Annotated in this window: 18 protein-coding genes; 8 read left to right on the top strand and 10 right to left on the bottom strand. The window is 36.5% G+C overall.

Features of this window, described 5'->3' with window-relative positions; genetic code table 11:
- Window positions 1–16: 16 nt before the first annotated feature.
- The 4 genes from HMPREF3249_RS00945 to HMPREF3249_RS00930 all read right to left on the bottom strand — a co-directional run bounded on the left by HMPREF3249_RS00945 (window position 17) and on the right by HMPREF3249_RS00930 (window position 4,174).
- A complete protein-coding gene (locus tag HMPREF3249_RS00945) occupies window positions 17–1,573 on the bottom strand; it encodes a ClC family H(+)/Cl(-) exchange transporter (protein WP_049534031.1) in 1,557 nt (518 codons plus the stop codon).
- A 227-nt stretch (window positions 1,574–1,800) separates the two neighbouring features.
- Window positions 1,801–2,529: an ABC transporter permease gene (locus HMPREF3249_RS00940; protein WP_059220736.1), complete on the bottom strand. Its 729-nt coding sequence runs from the start codon at window positions 2,527–2,529 to the stop codon at window positions 1,801–1,803.
- The gene (locus tag HMPREF3249_RS00935) at window positions 2,526–3,266 is read right to left on the bottom strand and encodes an ABC transporter permease (RefSeq protein ID WP_003024586.1); all 741 of its coding nucleotides are present in this window, start codon (window positions 3,264–3,266) and stop codon (window positions 2,526–2,528) included. Before HMPREF3249_RS00935 ends, HMPREF3249_RS00940 begins: the two co-directional genes overlap by 4 nt.
- The gene (locus HMPREF3249_RS00930) at window positions 3,266–4,174 is read right to left on the bottom strand and encodes an ABC transporter ATP-binding protein (RefSeq protein ID WP_059220735.1); all 909 of its coding nucleotides are present in this window, start codon (window positions 4,172–4,174) and stop codon (window positions 3,266–3,268) included. The genes HMPREF3249_RS00935 and HMPREF3249_RS00930 overlap by 1 nt, the downstream gene beginning before the upstream one ends.
- A gap of 171 nt (window positions 4,175–4,345) precedes the next feature.
- Between HMPREF3249_RS00930 and HMPREF3249_RS00925 the strand changes: the two genes are divergently transcribed.
- Window positions 4,346–5,035: a response regulator transcription factor gene (locus HMPREF3249_RS00925; protein WP_003024592.1), complete on the top strand. Its 690-nt coding sequence runs from the start codon at window positions 4,346–4,348 to the stop codon at window positions 5,033–5,035.
- Window positions 5,036–6,346: a sensor histidine kinase gene (locus HMPREF3249_RS00920; protein ID WP_021001669.1), complete on the top strand. Its 1,311-nt coding sequence runs from the start codon at window positions 5,036–5,038 to the stop codon at window positions 6,344–6,346.
- A gap of 296 nt (window positions 6,347–6,642) precedes the next feature.
- Here HMPREF3249_RS00920 and nox read toward each other — a convergent pair whose 3' ends face one another.
- Complete coding sequence (gene nox / locus HMPREF3249_RS00915) at window positions 6,643–8,016, bottom strand: H2O-forming NADH oxidase (RefSeq protein ID WP_049534025.1); 1,374 nt, start codon at window positions 8,014–8,016, stop codon at window positions 6,643–6,645.
- A 285-nt stretch (window positions 8,017–8,301) separates the two neighbouring features.
- Between nox and HMPREF3249_RS00910 the strand changes: the two genes are divergently transcribed.
- The 6 genes from HMPREF3249_RS00910 to HMPREF3249_RS00885 all read left to right on the top strand — a co-directional run bounded on the left by HMPREF3249_RS00910 (window position 8,302) and on the right by HMPREF3249_RS00885 (window position 13,809).
- Window positions 8,302–9,231, top strand: a complete 930-nt coding sequence (locus tag HMPREF3249_RS00910; protein ID WP_003042710.1) for an FAD:protein FMN transferase — start codon at window positions 8,302–8,304, stop codon at window positions 9,229–9,231.
- Window positions 9,232–9,250: 19 nt separating this feature from the next.
- A complete protein-coding gene (locus HMPREF3249_RS00905; RefSeq protein WP_059220732.1) occupies window positions 9,251–9,859 on the top strand; it encodes an NADPH-dependent FMN reductase in 609 nt (202 codons plus the stop codon).
- A gap of 18 nt (window positions 9,860–9,877) precedes the next feature.
- Window positions 9,878–11,122, top strand: coding sequence for an NAD(P)H-dependent oxidoreductase (locus HMPREF3249_RS00900; protein ID WP_059220730.1), 1,245 nt, complete (start codon window positions 9,878–9,880; stop codon window positions 11,120–11,122).
- A gap of 149 nt (window positions 11,123–11,271) precedes the next feature.
- Window positions 11,272–12,255: an ABC transporter ATP-binding protein gene (locus tag HMPREF3249_RS00895; RefSeq protein WP_059220729.1), complete on the top strand. Its 984-nt coding sequence runs from the start codon at window positions 11,272–11,274 to the stop codon at window positions 12,253–12,255.
- Window positions 12,248–13,027 (top strand): ABC transporter permease, encoded by a 780-nt coding sequence (locus tag HMPREF3249_RS00890; protein ID WP_059220727.1) that lies wholly within the window; start codon window positions 12,248–12,250, stop codon window positions 13,025–13,027. The genes HMPREF3249_RS00895 and HMPREF3249_RS00890 overlap by 8 nt, the downstream gene beginning before the upstream one ends.
- 2 nt (window positions 13,028–13,029) lie before the next feature.
- Window positions 13,030–13,809: an ABC transporter permease gene (locus HMPREF3249_RS00885; RefSeq protein ID WP_059220725.1), complete on the top strand. Its 780-nt coding sequence runs from the start codon at window positions 13,030–13,032 to the stop codon at window positions 13,807–13,809.
- A gap of 27 nt (window positions 13,810–13,836) precedes the next feature.
- Here HMPREF3249_RS00885 and HMPREF3249_RS00880 read toward each other — a convergent pair whose 3' ends face one another.
- The 5 genes from HMPREF3249_RS00880 to ccdA2 are packed head-to-tail and all read right to left on the bottom strand — an operon-like array spanning window position 13,837 to window position 18,753.
- A complete protein-coding gene (locus HMPREF3249_RS00880; protein ID WP_059220723.1) occupies window positions 13,837–15,546 on the bottom strand; it encodes a cache domain-containing sensor histidine kinase in 1,710 nt (569 codons plus the stop codon).
- Complete coding sequence (locus HMPREF3249_RS00875; RefSeq protein WP_059220721.1) at window positions 15,543–16,277, bottom strand: response regulator transcription factor; 735 nt, start codon at window positions 16,275–16,277, stop codon at window positions 15,543–15,545. Before HMPREF3249_RS00875 ends, HMPREF3249_RS00880 begins: the two co-directional genes overlap by 4 nt.
- 57 nt (window positions 16,278–16,334) lie before the next feature.
- Window positions 16,335–17,453, bottom strand: a complete 1,119-nt coding sequence (gene msrB, locus HMPREF3249_RS00870; RefSeq protein ID WP_059221320.1) for a peptide-methionine (R)-S-oxide reductase MsrB — start codon at window positions 17,451–17,453, stop codon at window positions 16,335–16,337.
- 12 nt (window positions 17,454–17,465) lie between these two features.
- Complete coding sequence (locus HMPREF3249_RS00865) at window positions 17,466–18,029, bottom strand: redoxin domain-containing protein (RefSeq protein WP_059220718.1); 564 nt, start codon at window positions 18,027–18,029, stop codon at window positions 17,466–17,468.
- Between the two features lie 13 nt (window positions 18,030–18,042).
- Complete coding sequence (ccdA2, locus tag HMPREF3249_RS00860) at window positions 18,043–18,753, bottom strand: thiol-disulfide oxidoreductase-associated membrane protein CcdA2 (RefSeq protein WP_003024626.1); 711 nt, start codon at window positions 18,751–18,753, stop codon at window positions 18,043–18,045.
- Window positions 18,754–18,881 lie beyond the last annotated feature (128 nt).

Genomic DNA, 18,881 nt, shown 5'->3' with positions numbered 1-18,881 from the left:
AAGAGGTTTCCCTCTTTTACAATAGCAAATCTTTAATGCGTCCAATATCTGATTTTTTCAAGACTACATAAATCATATCTCCCAGATAAAGGCGCGTGCTACCATTCACTGTTTGATTTCTTCCATTGTGATGTTGCATGGTAATTAGAATATCTTTTGGTAGTTCTAATTCGTGCACTTGCTTGCCGGCTATTTTCTCAGAAACAGGAATTTCGATAAGCGTTGTCTCACTATCATCTGCCATGCTATCTGGAAGCAATCGCTCTAGCATAGCCTCATACACAGGTGCTCCACCCAGTAAATCCATTACAACGTATGCCACTAAAGTCACTAGACCAAGAGGCATGAGGTTTCGTATATCACCAACCATCTCAGTCACCAAAATGATGCCAGTTAGCGGAGCCTTTGAAATGGCACCAAAGTAGCCACTCATACCTAAAATAATAAAAATGGGAAATTGCTCTTGAGTTGCAAAGCCTAATCGCACACAAACGACACCAGCAATTGCCCCTAAAAGAGAGCCGAGAGCTAAAATGGGGAGAAAAACACCACCAGGAAGCCCACTACCATAACTAATCATACTCCAGATAAAGCGAATAACAAAAAACATCACTAATGTTAATAGCAGATAATGTTGACTGGTTAAAGAGAGAACCAGTTGATTGCCACCGCCTAAAAGCTGTGGAAGGAAATATCCTACTGGTAAAATGAAAATAAAGGCTATAATAGGATAATATTGCGGAGAAAGATGCAACATTTCACCAATCATATCATAAATACGAGGCATAGCTAGAACAACTTTTTCATATAAAAATCCTGAAAAACCAAGAAAAATTCCTAACAACAAATAAAGCCAGTATTGCCCTAGCCCCATCAGAGGAATATTATCTGGCATATTTAATACAGGGGTCATTCCAAAAATCATAAGCGAAACAAAATTCGCCGTTAAACTTGCCGCCAAAGACGAGACCCAAAAGAAACGCGAAAAATGATGATAGACTTCCTCAATAACAAACAGTAAACCCGCAATCGGAGCATTAAAAGCTGCTGCCAGCCCTGCTGCCGCTCCACTAGCAATCAAAGAACGCTCTTCCACAGGGCTTAAATGAAGATGTTTGGCAATTCCTTTTCCACCCATTGCTCCCAGCTGGATACTTGGACCTTCACGTCCTAACATTAAGCCACTTGCAATGGCTAAAACACCTAGAATATACTTTTTCCAGAGGACACTCCACCATGACAAGCTCATCAGTCCTTTCAGCTCTGCTTCCACTTGCGGAATTCCAGAACCTTTAATATTCTTTTCTGAAAGCGTTAATTTTGCACTAATCCAAATCACGCAAGCATAAAATAACAAAATAAAAGCAAACCAAATCATACTATCATGACCTTGCTGATAGAAATATTGAATGATATAAAATCCCTTTTCAATCAAAAAACGAAAAGAACCAACAATTGCACCCACGATAATCCCGACTAAAATTCCTCTTGAAACTTGCAGAATAATCGAGCTAGATGTAAACGCAAATTCTTTCTTGGTATTTGATGTTCTCTTTTCTGTCTGAACAGACATCATTACCTCCCAATATGTTCTCCTTCTATTTTAGCATAATTTTTCTTATTGCTTATAGAAATTATTTTAGAAAATGAAGTCTAGAGAAAAAATCAAACCAGCTTCATGCGAAACTGGTTTATGATAATATCCTTATTAAATCTCTACACTATTTATTTGCTGATCATTAATTGTATAACAATTACGATAAATCTTCGCTTTCTTCTTGTTTTTTACTATAAATGAGATTAAATAAATCTCTTTTTAAGCTGTCTAACTGCTAAGGTATAGAAGACAAAAATATAAGCACCATTGACAACTAAGAAAAGGATAAATTCAGATAAGGTAAAAGGGACTAAAGAACGAGCTCGATTACCAACAGCAATCTGAGCATAAGGGAAAATGCTAAAAAGACCTTGTCCAATAAATAGGGTCATAAGCCCTGCTATAGCCAAAATAGCTGATATAAGAATAGGCACTGCGAAATTTTTTAAGCGAATACTAAGAAAAATTTGAATGGTGACAATAGTAATGGTTGCTATCCAACCTGTGATAGACCAAAGCAAAAAGTCCAGTAGATAATTTGCAAAAGGTACCTTCAAAACCAAAGCGCTGATAATATAAAAGAGAAGAACTATCAGTTGACTAATAGCCATGACTAGTGATAAGCTGGTGATTTTTGATAAAATGATACGATTGGCTTTAACCGGAATACTTAATAAGCGCTGCCAGTTTTTATTACTTTCCTCGAATTGACAACTGATGGAACAGATAATCCCGATCAGAATAGGAGTAAATATCTGCGAGGAATAGAAAACTGTTTGTCCCCAAAGGACGCGAGCTTGTGTACCATCTAGGAGCACCTTTCGATTGAGAGCGTAAATCATTGCTCCCAATAAGGACCCAACAAGGTTAAAGAAGATTAGCGTTATCGGAATAGCACTTTTTTTGATTTTTTTAAATTCAAAAATAATCATAATAGATCCGCCTTTCCAATGAGTTTTTTACTGACAAAGATGCTTAAAAAAATGATAAGCAATAATGTGACTAATTTAAAGGGATAAGCATTATCATATTGAAAAAGATAAGTGTTAGTTCCAGCCACCCGTTTAGCGATTCCCATCATAGAGAAATATTGCCAAGGAATGAAAATACGAATAGGAAATGGTAACGCACCGATACCTACAAATGACAGGAAGGAACCAATTAAGCCTGTTACCACTGTCACACTTGGCTTTGGATAGATAAAAGCTAAGCAAAGATGTAAACAAGACAGAAAGAGACAAACCAAAAAAGTTGTGAACAAAAAGAGACTCAATGAAACAGGTGTCACACTGACCTGCATGCCTTGAATAATAAATTTCAGAAAAAGCGTTTGAATCAAACTGACAACAAAGGCAAAAATAGCCATCACAGTCAATTTAGCCTTAAAAAGTTGCCAAGGACTTTCGTTACTGGTTTGCAAGAGTTTAAAAGTTTTGCCTAGATGTTCCAATTCCAGTAGTCTAGACGCTAAAACTGCAATGAAAAGTGGCAAAATACAATCATTCAAGTAAGTCATGGTATAAATGGCATTATAGGCCTCATGCGTTTTAGGTAATTCATATTTGATAACAACGCCACTCCAAATCAAGCCCACTGCTACAATAGCAATCAAAGATAGCAAGAAAGAACGTCTTTTTAATTTGATAAATTCTAATTGTAAATTTAGCATTACAAAACACTTCCTTCCCGTCCTGTCATATCAAGGAAAACATCTTCCAGCGATCGACGAATCATACGAACTTGATAAATATCAACATCATTTTCAACTAAGAGTCGAATAGCAGTGGCTATATTAACTTTATCGTTATCGTTGACAATCAATTTTTTGTCATCATCCAAATTAAAACCATTGAACATTAGTATTCTTTTAGCAGTTACATCATCACTGGTCTCAAACAGATATTTTTCATCTTCTTTAAGGTCAGATAGGTGACCTTCAAAAAGTAATTGACCATGATTAATAATACCGACAGTCGTAGCCATCTGTTCAATTTCTGAAAGAATATGGCTAGAAACGATGATAGTCATATCGTATTTTTGTGGTAATGACTTGATGAGCTCACGAATTTCTTGAATACCAGCAGGATCTAAACCATTAGTTGGCTCATCCAGAATCAGTAATTTAGGAAATTTAACAATGGCTAGCGCAATTCCTAGACGTTGTTTCATGCCTAGTGAATAGTTTTTAACTAGCTTGTCTTTTTGATCGAAAAGTTTGACAATCTTTAAGACTTCATCAATATTTCTTTTTGGTAATTTAAGTAATTTTTGGATAATTTCAAGATTTTCATAGCCGGTCAAATTAGCATAGTAAGAGGGCTCCTCAATAAGGGAACCTACATTTGAGAGGAGTGATATTTGATTGCTATTAAAGGTTTTGCCAAAGAGCTTAATGGAACCATGGGTTGGTTGCAACAATCCCAAAAGCATTTTCATAGCAGTGCTCTTACCAGCACCATTTGGTCCTAAAAAACCATAAATTTCATTTTTTCTAATATGAATAGAGAGCTGATTAACGGCTACTTCACCTGAAAAATCCTTACTTAATTGGTTGGTTTCAACGATATAATTGTTCATTTGTTTTCTCCTTTAAAAATCTTAGAGTGATGTTATATCCTTTCGCTATTTTTATTATAATGAAACTCCTTTATTTTAACCTATTCATTACCTTAATTCTTCCTTAATTTTTACTTTAAAGTCCTTGACCAAGGAAGCAATGTGTTATACTAGTCTTATTGAGGTAATAGTATGAATTATAAAGAAAAGAAGATCTTAATTTTAGACGATAACCCAGAAATTTTAGAAATGGTGCAAGAATCATTGAACATTGCTGGTTTTAGCAATCTAACAAGTGTACAATCACAAAAAGAAGCTTTGGAGCAATTTGAAGAAAAATCTTTTGATTTAGTTATTTTAGACATTATGCTGCCTGAAGGATCAGGATTTGAAGTTTTAAAAGGTATCCGTAAGACTTCAACGGTTCCTGTTTTGTTTTTGTCGGCAATCTCCGATATAGAAAAACAATATCAGGGCTTTGAGTTAGGGGCAGATGACTATATTATCAAGCCTTTCCGCCCAAGAGATTTGGAGTTGCGTATTCTTTCCATCTTAAAAAGAGCCTATCCCGAAAAGGAAGATACCCTTGTTTTGCCTGCTTGCCAGGTGCATTTTAGCCAAGCCTTGATTACCAAAGGAAAACTAGAGATTCAGCTGACAGCTAAGGAATACAGTATTCTTAAGGTCTTATATGATAATAAGAATCGCATTGTTACTTTTGACCAACTCTTAGAAAAAGTCTGGGGCTTACAATACCAAGGCTATGATAATACCCTAATGGCTCATATTCGTAAGATTCGACAAAAGATCGAAGCCAATCCATCTAAACCAGAAAGCTTAATAACGGTTAAAGGTTTGGGTTACAAACTAAAGGTGAATTAAATGGATACCGTTAAATTTTTTACTAAGTTATTAACCAGGTATGTTCTATTACTCTTGGCTTTAATCATAGGACTTGTTTTTGTTTATGGTTTGGTTTTCTCATCCTATTTTAGTTTCTATGGAAAGGAAAAACCGGAACTACTTTACACTAAAATCGCTCAATCGAGTCAACAGAATAATTTTAATTTTGATAAAAGCAGCAAAATTGAAATGGATAAACAAAATACTTGGGCTATGGTACTGAATCAAGATGGCAATATTGTCCAATCTTATCATTTACCTCAACAGCTCAAAAGACATTATACCAATGCTGATATGGTTAAATTTTCACGTTGGTATTTAGAAGATTACCCTGTTTTCTCCTATGTACGAGGTCAGCAAATTTTAGTTTTGGGCTATCCTAAAAAGCATTCCTTAGCAAAATTTAATTTCTATGCTAATACACAATTTATTAGGAATTTTCTCAGTTTGGGACTTGTTTTCTTGGGTATTATTCTTTTACTTATTTTTATTCTTTTGAGCCGATCAAAGCTACGCATTAAAAAGGAAATGGATCCGATTATTACTGCTGTCACTTCTTTGTCTCAGGGTCAAAATATTGCTCTTAATGAAAAGGGAAATTTCTCAGAAATTAAGACAGCCCTTAATGAAACATCTCATATTTTGGAAGAAAGCAACACGATGAAAGAGCAATGGATTAGAGGGGTCAGTCATGATTTACGCAATCCTCTTATGCTCATATCAGGTTATAACAGTCAGCTAGAGCAGCAATATGGTAAAGGAAAGCAGACGGAGGAAATTGAAAATCAGATTCAAACTATGAAAGAAATGATTTCTAATCTCAATATGAGCTACTTATTGGATAATCAAAAGCATCACTCCGAATTTTCGAGTCTTGATTTGGTTGCAGTCCTACGAACAGTAATTGCCGATATATTGAATAATTATGAAACAATTACACTTCATTTTGATTTGCCTACCGAGGCAGTGTTGGTAAAAGGAGAGGTAACTTTACTAGAAAGAGCTTTTAGAAATCTCTTGCTTAATAGTATCATACACAGCGGTTCTAACCAGATTGATCTGACTTATCAATTATCTGATAATAAAGTGCTCATCATCATTGCGGATCAAGGAGATATTACAGCTCAAAAAATTACTGAGCTAAATCAAAAATCGACTAATTATGAATCACATGGTATGGGAACGGTTATCACTAAACAAATTATTAAATTACATCAAGGTGAAATTGTTTTTTTAGACAATCAGCCAGGCTTAAAAGTCATCATTTCTTTACCTTTAGTAAAGGACTGATGACCTACCTAAGAACAAGCTTACACTCAGAAAACTAACCATTTGGAGCATCGCAACACATTATTTATCTTCTAAATATTTCTAAATGCTATTTTTGGGGCAAAGTATTCTTTCGTCTAATCATCGTAAATTTTTGATAAATAAGTAGCAATACTATTCTATTTATCAAAAATTTTTCTGTTATACGCAAAAAAAGAGTGAACAAATAAAGTTGCACTCTTTTACTGTTAAAATGTTTTGTCAACAACTATATACGAATTACACTAAAAACGCTTTATAAACTCAATATCTTATCTTTATTTTTCAGCCGTCAATGCTGCCATTGTAATGTAGTTATAAGGTTTATTAAAGTGTGGCAGGAAGAAAATATCTGTCAAAGCTAGTTTATCAATGGTCACTTTTTCTTGGATTGCAAGTGAGAAGAGATGAATGCCCATTGAAATATCTTCGTGTGAAGCCATTTGTGCTCCAAGGATGACACGTGTATCTTTATCAAATACGATACGAATGGCTACTTCATGGTTATCGTGTTTGATAAATTCTGGCTTTTGAAGGTCGTTAAAGCCAGTTTCAACCGCATTGTAGCCAGCAGATTTTGCTTTTTCCAAGGTCAAGCCAGTTGAAACCATTTTAAGGTCGTAGATGTTGATACCGTTTGAGCCTTGCACACCAATACCTTCTAATTCATGACCGGTTGCATTGTAAGCTCCAACGATACCTGAACGGACAGCGTTTGAAGCAAGGGCAATGTAGCTCATTTCATCAAGGGCGTTGTCATAAATCGTCGCACAGTCACCAACTGCGTAAACTCCTGGAATGCTTGTTTCTTGTTTTTTATCAACAAGGAAGGCACCATTACGGAAAAGTTCAATCTTGCCAGCGCCAAGGGCAGTGTTTGGTCGGAAGCCAACAGCCATAATGACCATATCTACGTCAAACGTTTCTTTATCTGTTACAATACGTTCAACTTTGCCTTCGCCTTCAACTGCTTGCACAGTTTGACCGTAGGCAAGTTTAATGCCGTGATCTGCTAAGTTTTTACTCATCAAGTCAGATAATTCACGATCGTAGTAACCAGCAAGGCAAGTATCTGCCACATCAATTAAGATTACTTCTTTTCCAAGGCGTTCAAAAGCTTCTGCGAGTTCAACACCAATGTAGCCGGCTCCAACAACAGCAACGCGATTGATTCCTTTATTGTTTTTCAGCTTTTCAATGACTTCTGCGGAATTTTGATACAATTTTACAAACTGAACGTTTTCCAGAGTCGCTTTAAATTCACGATTTCCTTCAACAATTTCAACACCTTTAATCGGCGGAATGATTGGTTGTGAACCAGTCGCAAAAATCAATTTGTCATAAGATTCAAGGTGTTCTTGACCATTTACAAGTGCGGTCACTTCTTTTTTGTCATAATCAACTGACAAAACAGGACTTTCCATGTAAACTTTAGCACCTTTTGCTTCAAGTTTTTCCTTATCTGAATAGAACAATCCTTCTGGACCGTCAATTTGCTTACCAATCCAAAGCGCCATTCCACATCCTAAAAAAGAAATGTTTGAATTTTGGTCAAACACCACAACTTCATTTTCATTTCCGAAGTTGTCTAACATCGTATTGATACAAGCTGTACCAGCATGGTTGGCACCAATAACAACAATTTTACTCATAGAGCAATTCCTACCTTAATTTTTAATTTACTAAAACATTATAACATTACGTGTTAGCGTTTACAATATATTTGCTCATAAAACTGAAAAATATTACATTTTCTATCAATTTAAGAGAACTTTTCATGAATGCTTTCATTTCTAATCTCAATGTAGTTTTTATCTCATCTTGTAGACAGACAGCTTTGTCGAAATTGTCAGAAAATTATAGAAAAAGTTTGTGAAAACGTTATCTATCTGTTATAATAGGTATGTATTTTTTATTTGTAGAAAGGATGTGATATAGTGGACTTCAGCTCTCGTTCCATTCACTTAATGGGAACGACGATTACGATTTCAATTCTGCATCCGCAAGCAGGTTTGCTACTTGACGAAGTTATTCAGCTACTTTTTCTGTATGAGAAACGCTTTAGTGCAAATGATGATGCTTCGGAGTTGATGAAAATCAACCATCAAGCTGGAAAACGATGGGTTCAGGTGCATCCTGATTTGTTTGAGCTAATTGAGCTAGGAAAACAGCATAGTTTAGCTCAAAATAGTCACTTAAATATTACTATCGGACCACTTGTACAAACATGGCGAATTGGTTTTTCAGACGCTAAAGTGCCTCAGCCGGAAGAAATCAAATATTGCCTTTCTTTAATAGAACCTACTTTTATTAAACTCGATTCTACTTCTTCTAGTGTTTTTTTGGCAAAAGAAGGAATGAAAATTGATCTTGGAGCACTTGCAAAAGGCTATATTGCTGATAAAGTGATGGAGTTCTTAAAAAATAAAGGCGTGACTTCTGCTCTCATCAATCTAGGCGGGAATGTATTAACCCTAGGAATCAACCAAGTTTCCAAGCGTCCTTGGCGGATTGGGATTCAGCATCCAAAATTAACACGCGGAAATAACCTCGCCATTCTTCCTATCGTGAATCAATCCGTTGTGACTTCAGGAATTTATGAGCGAACCCTTGAAAAACAAGGACATTCCTATCACCATATTCTTGATAGCAAGACAGGCTATCCTGTGGAGACAAATGTCGCTAGTTTAACGATTGTGTCTAATCGCTCTGTAGATGGTGAAATTTGGACAACACGATTATTTGGTGAAAGCCCATCGTCTATTCTAGAACAAGTTGAAAAAGAAGAACAGATTGAAGCGTTAGGGATTACAAAAGATGGTCAATTATTCTATTCTTCTGGTTTAAAGCCAGAACTGCTATTTTAATATCGGAAAGGAAATAATTATGTTAAAACTCATCGGTTTAGTTGGTACAAATTCAAAACGTTCCACCAATCGCCAACTATTACAATATATGCAAAAACATTTTGCGAATAAAGCAGAAATTGAACTGGTGGAAATCAAAGACATTCCCATTTTCAATAAACCCGCAGACAAAAAACTTCCAGCTATTGTAACGGAAATTGCTGAAAAGATAGAAGCTGCTGACGGGGTTATTATCGGAACGCCTGAATACGACCACTCTATCCCAGCTTCACTCATGAGTGCTCTGGCTTGGTTATCTTACGGTATTTATCCAATGCTCAATAAACCCGTGATGATTACAGGCGCTTCCTTTGGGACCTTGGGTTCGTCTCGTGCACAGTTACAGCTTCGCCAGATTTTGGATGCCCCTGAGTTAAAAGCTTCCGTCATGCCCGGATCTGAGTTTTTGCTGTCACACTCTCTGCAAGCATTTGATAAAGATGGCAATCTTATTGACCTTGAAATTATCCAAAAATTAGATGCACTTTTTGATGATTTCCGCCTTTTTGTGAAAATTACCGAGAAGCTATCCAGCGCGCAGGAATTATTGCACAAAGAAGCTGAAAACTTTGACTGGGAAAACTTGTAAGTAAAGGAGAATGACGCAATGAAATTTGTAGGAATTGTAGGCTCAAATGCAGAGCAATCGTATAATCGTAAATTACTGGAATTTATCAGAAGACATTTTAAACTAAAATTTGAATTGGAAGTCTTGGAAATTGATGAAGTTCCGATGTTTAATCAAGACGAAAAATGGGACGAATCTTTCCAACTTCGCCTCCTGTACAACAAAATCACCCGTGCAGACGGCGTCATTATCGCAACACCTGAGCACAACCATACCATTACTGCCGCTCTGAAAAGCGTGCTTGAATGGCTGTCATTTGAAGTTCATCCATTTGAAAATAAGCCTGTCATGATTGTGGGCGCTTCTTACTACGATCAAGGAACTTCACGCGCACAGGTCCATTTACGCAAAATTCTTGACGCACCAGGTGTCAATGCTTATACTCTTCCCGGAAATGAATTTCTGCTTGGAAAAGCCAAAGAAGCCTTTGACGATGAGGGAAATATTACCAACGAAGGAACCGTCAAATTCCTTGAAACCTGCTTGGATAATTTTATGAAATATGTAGAGGTCGTTTCAAAATTGAAAAAACCAAAACCAATTGAACCAGAAAATTTAGATGTTACCAAACCTATCGCAACAACGATTCAAGGCATTGACCCAGATGATCCTGAATGGGTTGAAAAAGCCGCTGCCATGGTGGGCGCTGTCTCAGGAGATACCTATGTAAAACTAGACCACGGTATTTTAACGGTGGATCAGATCAATATGTTCTTGAAATCCATGCCTTTTGAACTGACTTACGCCGATGACAACAATCAATTCCTCTACTACAACAATGCACATCAAGACCCTGATACCATGCTGGCAAAACGTATACCATCTCAGTCAGGAAACCGCCTATCAACGGTTCACAATTCACTTCCGACTGGCAGAATGAAAAATGTAGAGTGGGTGGTCGGAACCTTGCGTAACGGCAATCAAGAATATGTCCGCACCCTGATTCCAAATCCGCATTCACCAGTTTTAAATACACATAACTATCAGGCTATGTATTATCCAGATGGTTCTTACGCAGGTATTAATGAAATTGTCTTCAATTTTAGACCGTGGTTAGAATGGTACTTAGAAACGACTGGTCAGCAGCTAGTTGGCGGAAGCGGTCCATTCGCTCCTGCAGGAGGACAGGCTAAAGCTGATGCAACTTCCGGTGCTTCGGATACAGGTAGTCACAGCGAGAGTACGAGTGAGGCAGATGCTACTTCTGCTGCTTCCAGTCATTGATCTAAAGAAATCAAAGAAAAGGTTGAGCAATTTTGTCTCATCCTTTTTTCTGTGTAAAAGATCATTCCATAAGATTCACTTGCACAGATTTCGTGAACTTGTTATAATAATGAATATACGCAAACGTTTTCTGCCACAAGGAGATAATGATGATTGAAGCAAATCAATTATATAAGACATATAGTATTGTCGAGAAAGAATTAGGCCTTAAAGGTTCTATCAAAGCCTTTTTTCACCCTAAGAAAAAACAAATTCACGCTGTACAGAATATTTCATTAACGGTTCAAAAAGGTGAAATTGTTGGTTATATTGGTTCGAATGGAAGCGGAAAGTCCACGACTATAAAAATGCTGACAGGTGTTCTTTATCCAGATCGAGGCAGTGTTAAAATTAATGGACTTACCCCACAGAAACATCGGACAGCAGTCAATAAGCAGATTGGCGTTTTATTCGGACAAAAATCACATTTACGTTGGGATATTCCTGTGCTGGAATCTTTTATTTTGCATGCTAAAATCTATGACGTTCCTGATAAAGTTTTTGAGGAACGCTTGGAGCAATTAATTGACCTGTTGCAGCTAGGAGATTTTATTCACCAGCCTGTTCGTAATCTTTCGCTCGGGCAACGAGTTCGCTGCGAATTTGCTGCTATATTCATTCATCAACCAGCCGTTGTTTTCTTGGATGAACCTACAATCGGCCTTGATGCCAGCGTAAAAGAAACAATCCGCTCCTTCATTCGCTTTATGAATAAAGAACATCAGACAACTTTCCTCATTACGTCTCATGATATGCAAGATATTGAATCACTCTGTGGACGAATTTTTATCATTGATAAGGGCAAAAAGGTTTATGATGGAAGTCTGACGAAATTAAGAGAAAAGTTTTCGACAGTTAAAACCATTTCTTTCAAAACGCAAACGCCAATAGAAGAGCTATTCCAAATCAATGGTTTTCGTTTTGAGAAAATTGACTCTTATCATTTCAATATTCATTATCAGACAGATATTTATACTAATGCCCAAGTTATTAATCAGATTTTTGATCATTATTCAATCGAAGACCTAGCTATCAAAGAATTGACAATTGAAAATATCGTCAAACAAATTTATGAGGAGGGGCTTGATGAGTAAATATATCCATATCACACGATTAGCTCTTATTACGCAACTTCAATATAAATCTTTCTTTGTTGCAACCCTGATTCGTACTTTCATACAAGTTCTTGTCTCCATTTTTGTTTGGAAAACCATTTTTTTCACCCAATCTCATGTTAATGGTTATACTTTAGAAACGTTCACTACCTATATTATCTTCGCAAATCTACTAGGAAATCTAAATAGTTTTAGTATTGGACGGGATCTATCTCTGATGATTGTAGATGGGAATATTACTGGTGAGCTACTTTATCCTTACTCTTTAATTACTTCGCTCTTTTTCCAAGACTTTGCTGTCAAAATTGTTGAAATTGTTAAATTCATTCCAATTTTATTAATTATCCCTTTGCTTCAAGGACAGTTTTATCTTCCAAATTGGCAGACAGGATTGCTTTTCTTATTTTCTAGTTTATTAGGAATGTTTATTATCCTCTTACTAGATTTAGGATTTAGTTTAACCGCCTTTTTCACGGCAAATACATGGGGAATATTGATTCTCAGAAATGGCCTTTTTTCACTCGCTTCTGGAGCGCTTTTGCCACTAAGTTTTTATCCAGAAAATATTGCAAACATTTTGAAACTATTACCTTATAGCTTTGCTGTTAATTTTCCGGTCAATATCCTTTTGAAAAGACAGGTTAATTTTGAACTCTTCTGGATTCAATTGGCTTGGATTCCGATACTTTCAGCTTTCATTGCTTTTCTTTGGTATCAAGCTAAACGTCGTTTAGTCATTTTAGGAGGTTGAAGATGAAATACATCAACATTTATTTTTATAACCTCAAAGCTTACTTGATTGCTAGTATGTCTTACCGAATGGACTTCTTCATCGGACTTGTTTCTTCCTTGATTGAACAGATTGTTTATTTAATCTTTTTAAATGTATTATTTGCAAATATCAAGGAAATTGCCGGATTCAACTATGGACAAATGCTATTTATTTATGGAATGGCAACTATCGGACGTTCAGTTCACCTGATTTTCTTTGACAATCTTTGGATGTTTGGAAGCCGCTATATTCGCAAAGGTGAGTTTGAACGCCTGCTTATCATGCCCATCAATCCTCTTTTTCAGCTAATTTGTGAACGCGTGCAGCTACAAGGCTTTGGCACAACACTGATGGGAGCTATTGCAACTTATCAATCCTATCATTTACTCGGACTGCATTGGAACATTTTTCATCTACTTCTCTTTGTCTTTATCTGTATTTGTATTGGTTTACTCTATGCCGCTATTCAATTAGGACCTACTGCTCTTGCTTTTTGGATTGTCGAATCTTTCCCTATCACAATGGGGATTTTCTCCCTCAATCAAATGGCACAATACCCTATCAAAATTTACCCAACCTTTATCCAATTGATACTAATTTTTGTATTTCCTTATGCTTTTACTTCTTTTTTTCCAGCTCTTTATTTTTTAAATCTAAGCTGGATTGGTTTGCTACTTCCTTTAGTCCTACTTGTTATTTTTACTATCAACTACGCTCTATTCAAATACGGCATGAAAAAATTCTCCAGTGTTGGGAATTAAATATTAAAAACCAACTGAAATCTTTCATCAGTTGGTTTTATTTGCCCTTGGAAAATAGAGACGAATCTCCGTATAAGTATTTTCTTCAGATTTAATTTCCATGTGATAGGATTTACCAAATTGTAATTGCAAACGTTGGTCAACATTTTTCAGACCTACACCACCCAAGCGAACGAGTGTAGCATTTGTAGTTTCGCTGGCGACAAAGCCACGACCATTGTCATAAATTGAAACGATGAGCTGCGTGTCATTTTCAGAAACGCTAACTCGAATCCTCCCTTGACGATTCATTTCTTTGATACCATGGTAAATGGCGTTCTCAACCAAAGGCTGCAAAATTAATTTTGGAATTTTGTAGTCATCATATTGCTTCAACTCTTTAATCTCATATTGCAATTTCTCACCATAGCGCTGTTTTTGAATAAAGAGATACTGACGCACGTGGTCAATTTCATCTTTAAGAGAAATTTGTTCATGTCCTTGGTTCAAAGCTAAACGGAAATACTTAGCTAGTGATTTTGTTACTTCTACCACACGCTTGCTGTCATTAAATTCTGCCATCCATACAATTGTATCCAACGTATTGTACAAAAAATGCGGGTTGATTTGGCTGGAAAGCGCCTGCAATTCATATTTTCTGACATTCTGTTCCTCTTCTTTGACTGCAATCATCAATTGATCAATCCGGTCTAACATAATATTAAATTGTCTTGCCAAATCAACTAATTCAGGAGAGCCGGTTTCATTAGCCCTCAAATCTGAATGCCCACTTCCAACCTTTAAAATGGTTGCTTGCAAATCTCGCAAAGGCTTAATCCAAAGCCGAAGCACAAACCAGATCCCTATTAGACAAACACCCAAAGCAAACAGACCTGTTCCAATAAAAGACCACAAAATCTGCGTTTGAACTGCATGCAATTGTTCCATTGAAGAAACCCCAATCAATGTCCAACCACTATTTGGAATTTGATATTGAGATACATAAGCTTGTTTTGATTTGACATATCCATTTTTTACAGAAAGATAAAGCGCCATCGCTTTCATTTCAACGTGAGAAGAATAAACTGCTTTTTTAGGATGATAGACAAAGTCATGATTGGCATCGACGATAAAGGTAAATCCTTCTTTTCCTAACTGTAGTTGATCTAAGTAAGCTTCCAACGTCTTGTATCCAATATCTAAGCGAACAACCCCCAAATTTTTACCGTCTTTATCTACAACTTCCTGCATGATTGAAATCACCCATTTTTCACCAGTTGTATGACTGATGGTTCTTCGTGCTGGTGTCAAAATCGGCATAGCACCTTTATGGATAGCATCCTGATACCATTTTTCTTTCATCATATCAGCGGATGTCTTCATGGTTAATTCAGGATCTGTTGATATGAGATTTCCGTCTTTTGTTACCAAAATAGCAGATACCAAATCCAAATCTGTTTTTAAAATCGTTGCGAATAATTGCCGAAGTTGTTCAGCGTTTTCTTGGCTTGGTGTTTGTGCGTATGTCTTTATTTTCTCATTTTCAGCCAAACTACTCGTTGTCTGTTTAACTTTTTGTAAATAAGAAGTGATAAACTGACCACTTTGCTGAATGGTCTTGCGTGTATTTTGCTCAGTTGTCTGGCGAATAGCAACCGAACTAGTCTGATAATAAATCCCACCGACAATTCCCAAAAGAGCTAATATCATGATAAAAACATAAATCACTAACTGAATCAGAAGCGAATAACGTTTCATTTCCCTTCTCCTCGTTTAAATTGCCGCGGTGTCACTCCAACGACTTGTTTGAAGCGTTGAGAAAAATAGTTCATATCTTCAAAGCCGACCTGCTCTGCAATTTCATAAACCTTCAAGTCAGTTGTCAAAAGCAGTAATTTTGCTTTCTTCATCCGTTCTTGAATTAAGTAATCCTGAAATGGCAAGCCCAGCTCTTTTTTGATGAGAACGCTCAAATAAGACGGACTAAACCCTAGTTGAAAAGCGAGTGATTTAAGAGACAATTCTGTATCGGTCAAACGATCATGAATTGCTTGTTCTAAATCAGAAAATTCTGCTTGCTCAACCAGTTCATGAACTTGCTGCTGCTTTCGCTCCTTGTCCAATTTCTCTTTGACTTTCAACAACATCGTTTCCACATCTTCCCGCGAAAACGGCTTTAGTAAATAATCATCAGCACCTAATTTTACTGCTGACAAAGCGTAGTCAAAGTCATCATAACCCGTTAAAAAGATAATATGAACAGAAGGATATTGTTCTTTGACCAATTGAGCTAGTTTAATCCCGCTTATATGTGGCATATTGATATCTGTCAAGATAATATCGGGCTGTGCAAGCTGTATCTTTTCCCAAGCATCCAAGCCATTTTCAGCCTCATCCATGACTTCCATATCAAATATTTCAAAATCTACTAAAGACGAAATACCTTGCCGAACAAGGTATTCATCTTCTACAATCATAATTGAATACACTAGCGCACCCCTATTATTTATTAAACTCATTATAGCAAATTTCTGTGAAAATTGCTGTTACACATAGTCTAATAAATATCCATAACCTTTACTTTCCATTTGGTCTTTCGGAATGAAACGAATGGCTAAACTGTTAATACAGTAGCGAAGTCCGCCCTTATCTTTTGGTCCGTCCGTAAAGACATGCCCTAGATGAGAATTTCCAATACGGCTTCTAACTTCCGTCCGTGTCATATTAAAACTATGATCTTCCTTATAAGTTGCGACATCTGGGCTGATTGGACGGGTGAAGCTAGGCCAGCCACAACCAGACTCAAATTTATCTTTGGAAGAGAAAAGTGGCTCACCTGTTACAACATCTACATAAATACCTGCATCAAACTTATCCCAATAGCGATTAGAAAAAGCACGCTCAGTATCATTTTTTTGTGTTACAGCATATTCTTCATCGGATAGTTTCTTTTTAATCTCTGCATCACTAGGCTTTTTATATTTGGAAGCATCAATAACTGGATAAGAAGCCTGCTTAACATTGATATGGCAATACCCATTTGGATTTTTCTTTAAATAATCTTGGTGGTACTCTTCAGCCTTAATAAAATGTTTTAATGGTTGTCTTTCAACCGCCAACGGCTCTTTAAATTTTTCTTTCTGCTCGTCAAAGACTTTGTTAATTGTTTCTACATCAGCCTGATCTTTATAATACACACCTGTACGATATTGCACTCCATGATCATTGCCTTGCTTATTTTTGCTGAGCGGATCAATGATTCTAAAATAATGTAGCAAGACTTCTCTTAAAGAGATTTTATTGGCATCATAGGTTACATGAACCGTTTCTGCATGTTTTGTCTGCGAGATTAGTTCGTATTTCGTGGTTTCGCTAGTGCCATTAGCATAACCAGAGACTGCATCAACCACCCCATCTACTCGTGAGAAATATTCTTCTACCCCCCAGAAGCAACCTCCTGCCAAATAGATATGCTTTAAATTTGCATTTTTCAAGTCCGCTTTCTTTTGCTTGACCGGTTCAGTCTGGCTAACAGCTGCTTCTTTAATCTGATTAATAGCAGACTGATTTTTAAGGGTTGGTATCATGCGACTTCCCAGCACAAATAAACCTAAAACCAGCAGGAGTGCTCCACCCAATAATAACCATTTCATTTTATGATCCATCATCCTCCCCTCCTATTTAATGCTTTTAAGAGTTGATTCAATTTCTGCTTTTTTAATAAGTCCAGGACGAGTTTTTACCAATTTTCCATCACTTCCAATAAATGCAGCTGTCGGATAGGAACGAACACCATATTGCTCCAATAATTTACCACTAGGATCTAGTAAAACAGGTAAATGTTTATAATTTAGTTTCTCATACCATTTTTTAAAGTCTGCTTCAGACTTTTCACCGACATGCCCCGGTGAAACAACCGTCAAAACTACATAATCTTTCCCAGCATTTTTAGCTAACTCATCAGTATCTTTCAATGTAGACAAGCAGATAGAGCACCAAGATGCCCAAAATTTGAGATAAACTTTCTTTCCTTTGAAATCTGACGATTTATAAGTTTTCCCGTCAACCCCTTTTAGTTCAAAATCAGGAGCAGCCTCGCCTTGATTCAACTTTGTAGCTGTCGTTTTATTTGTAAATTGTCCGTGTCCAGATTTAGTTCCACTAGCTGATTTTTGATTTCCACAGGCGCCCAACAAAGCAACACAAACAAGACCTGTGATGACTAACATTGTTTTTTTCATGAGATTCCTCCTTTTATCCACCAAATATTGAAGCTAGAACATTAAGATTTCCCAGCATAAGTAAAATTCCCATCAAGATGATAAGTAACCCGCCAATTTTCTTTAGTAGTCCCATATAAGGTTTTATTTTCCCAAAATGGCGTAAAACAATAGAAGAGGCAAGCGCCAAAATGAGAAATGGGATAGCAAGACCAAGGGTATAAACTAACATGAGGAAGCCACCTTGTACTGCTCCATTACCACCAGAAGCTGCAATTGCGAGAACAGAACTCAAAACAGGACCTACACAAGGTGTCCAACCAAAGCTAAAGGTCACACCTAGCAAGAAAGCATTGTAAAAATCATTTCTATTTTTATCTTTTTTTAATTGAACACTTTTCTGTCGTTGTAGTAGCTTAAAATTGATCAGTTCCATTTGATGAACACCGAGCAAAATAACAATTGCTCCTAATACATAGCGGAACCACTCTGTATAGAGAACTTTTCCCAAAAAGCCAGCGCCATATCCAAGAATTAAAAAGACTACGGACAATCCTGCAATGAAAAATAGTGTTTTTATAATTCCGTACCAAGCAATCTTCTTTCCAAAAATAGTGATTGTTCTTGGTTCATCTGTATCCAATAAAATACCAACATATACAGGAAGCAATGGCAATATACAAGGCGAGAAAAATGATAAAATTCCCGCTAGAAATACAGAAATCAAAAACACAATAGATATCATTATCTTTTCCTCCTCATTTTCTTTCTAGGAAAAGTATACACTGGTTCACTATCTAAAAATAGAGGATACGATTTGTAAAAACTTGAATTTGATATGGTCATAAAAAAACTATCACTTTTCGTGATAGA

The organism is Streptococcus sp. HMSC36C04, assembly GCF_001839535.1.
Classification (GTDB): domain Bacteria; phylum Bacillota; class Bacilli; order Lactobacillales; family Streptococcaceae; genus Streptococcus; species Streptococcus hominis.
This window is presented reverse-complemented; position numbering and strand designations above follow the sequence as displayed.

Excerpts from the sequence above, each read along its gene's own strand:
- HMPREF3249_RS00945 (WP_049534031.1), bottom strand. The coding sequence starts at position 1,573 with ATGTCTGTTCAGACAGAAAAGAGAACATCAAATACCAAGAAAGAATTT.
- HMPREF3249_RS00940 (WP_059220736.1), bottom strand. The coding sequence starts at position 2,529 with ATGATTATTTTTGAATTTAAAAAAATCAAAAAAAGTGCTATTCCGATA.
- HMPREF3249_RS00935 (WP_003024586.1), bottom strand. The coding sequence starts at position 3,266 with ATGCTAAATTTACAATTAGAATTTATCAAATTAAAAAGACGTTCTTTC.
- HMPREF3249_RS00930 (WP_059220735.1), bottom strand. The coding sequence starts at position 4,174 with ATGAACAATTATATCGTTGAAACCAACCAATTAAGTAAGGATTTTTCA.
- HMPREF3249_RS00925 (WP_003024592.1), top strand. The coding sequence starts at position 4,346 with ATGAATTATAAAGAAAAGAAGATCTTAATTTTAGACGATAACCCAGAA.
- HMPREF3249_RS00920 (WP_021001669.1), top strand. The coding sequence starts at position 5,036 with ATGGATACCGTTAAATTTTTTACTAAGTTATTAACCAGGTATGTTCTA.
- nox (WP_049534025.1), bottom strand. The coding sequence starts at position 8,016 with ATGAGTAAAATTGTTGTTATTGGTGCCAACCATGCTGGTACAGCTTGT.
- HMPREF3249_RS00905 (WP_059220732.1), top strand. The coding sequence starts at position 9,251 with ATGTTAAAACTCATCGGTTTAGTTGGTACAAATTCAAAACGTTCCACC.
- HMPREF3249_RS00900 (WP_059220730.1), top strand. The coding sequence starts at position 9,878 with ATGAAATTTGTAGGAATTGTAGGCTCAAATGCAGAGCAATCGTATAAT.
- HMPREF3249_RS00895 (WP_059220729.1), top strand. The coding sequence starts at position 11,272 with ATGATTGAAGCAAATCAATTATATAAGACATATAGTATTGTCGAGAAA.
- HMPREF3249_RS00890 (WP_059220727.1), top strand. The coding sequence starts at position 12,248 with ATGAGTAAATATATCCATATCACACGATTAGCTCTTATTACGCAACTT.
- HMPREF3249_RS00885 (WP_059220725.1), top strand. The coding sequence starts at position 13,030 with ATGAAATACATCAACATTTATTTTTATAACCTCAAAGCTTACTTGATT.
- HMPREF3249_RS00880 (WP_059220723.1), bottom strand. The coding sequence starts at position 15,546 with ATGAAACGTTATTCGCTTCTGATTCAGTTAGTGATTTATGTTTTTATC.
- msrB (WP_059221320.1), bottom strand. The coding sequence starts at position 17,453 with ATGGATCATAAAATGAAATGGTTATTATTGGGTGGAGCACTCCTGCTG.
- HMPREF3249_RS00865 (WP_059220718.1), bottom strand. The coding sequence starts at position 18,029 with ATGAAAAAAACAATGTTAGTCATCACAGGTCTTGTTTGTGTTGCTTTG.
- ccdA2 (WP_003024626.1), bottom strand. The coding sequence starts at position 18,753 with ATGATATCTATTGTGTTTTTGATTTCTGTATTTCTAGCGGGAATTTTA.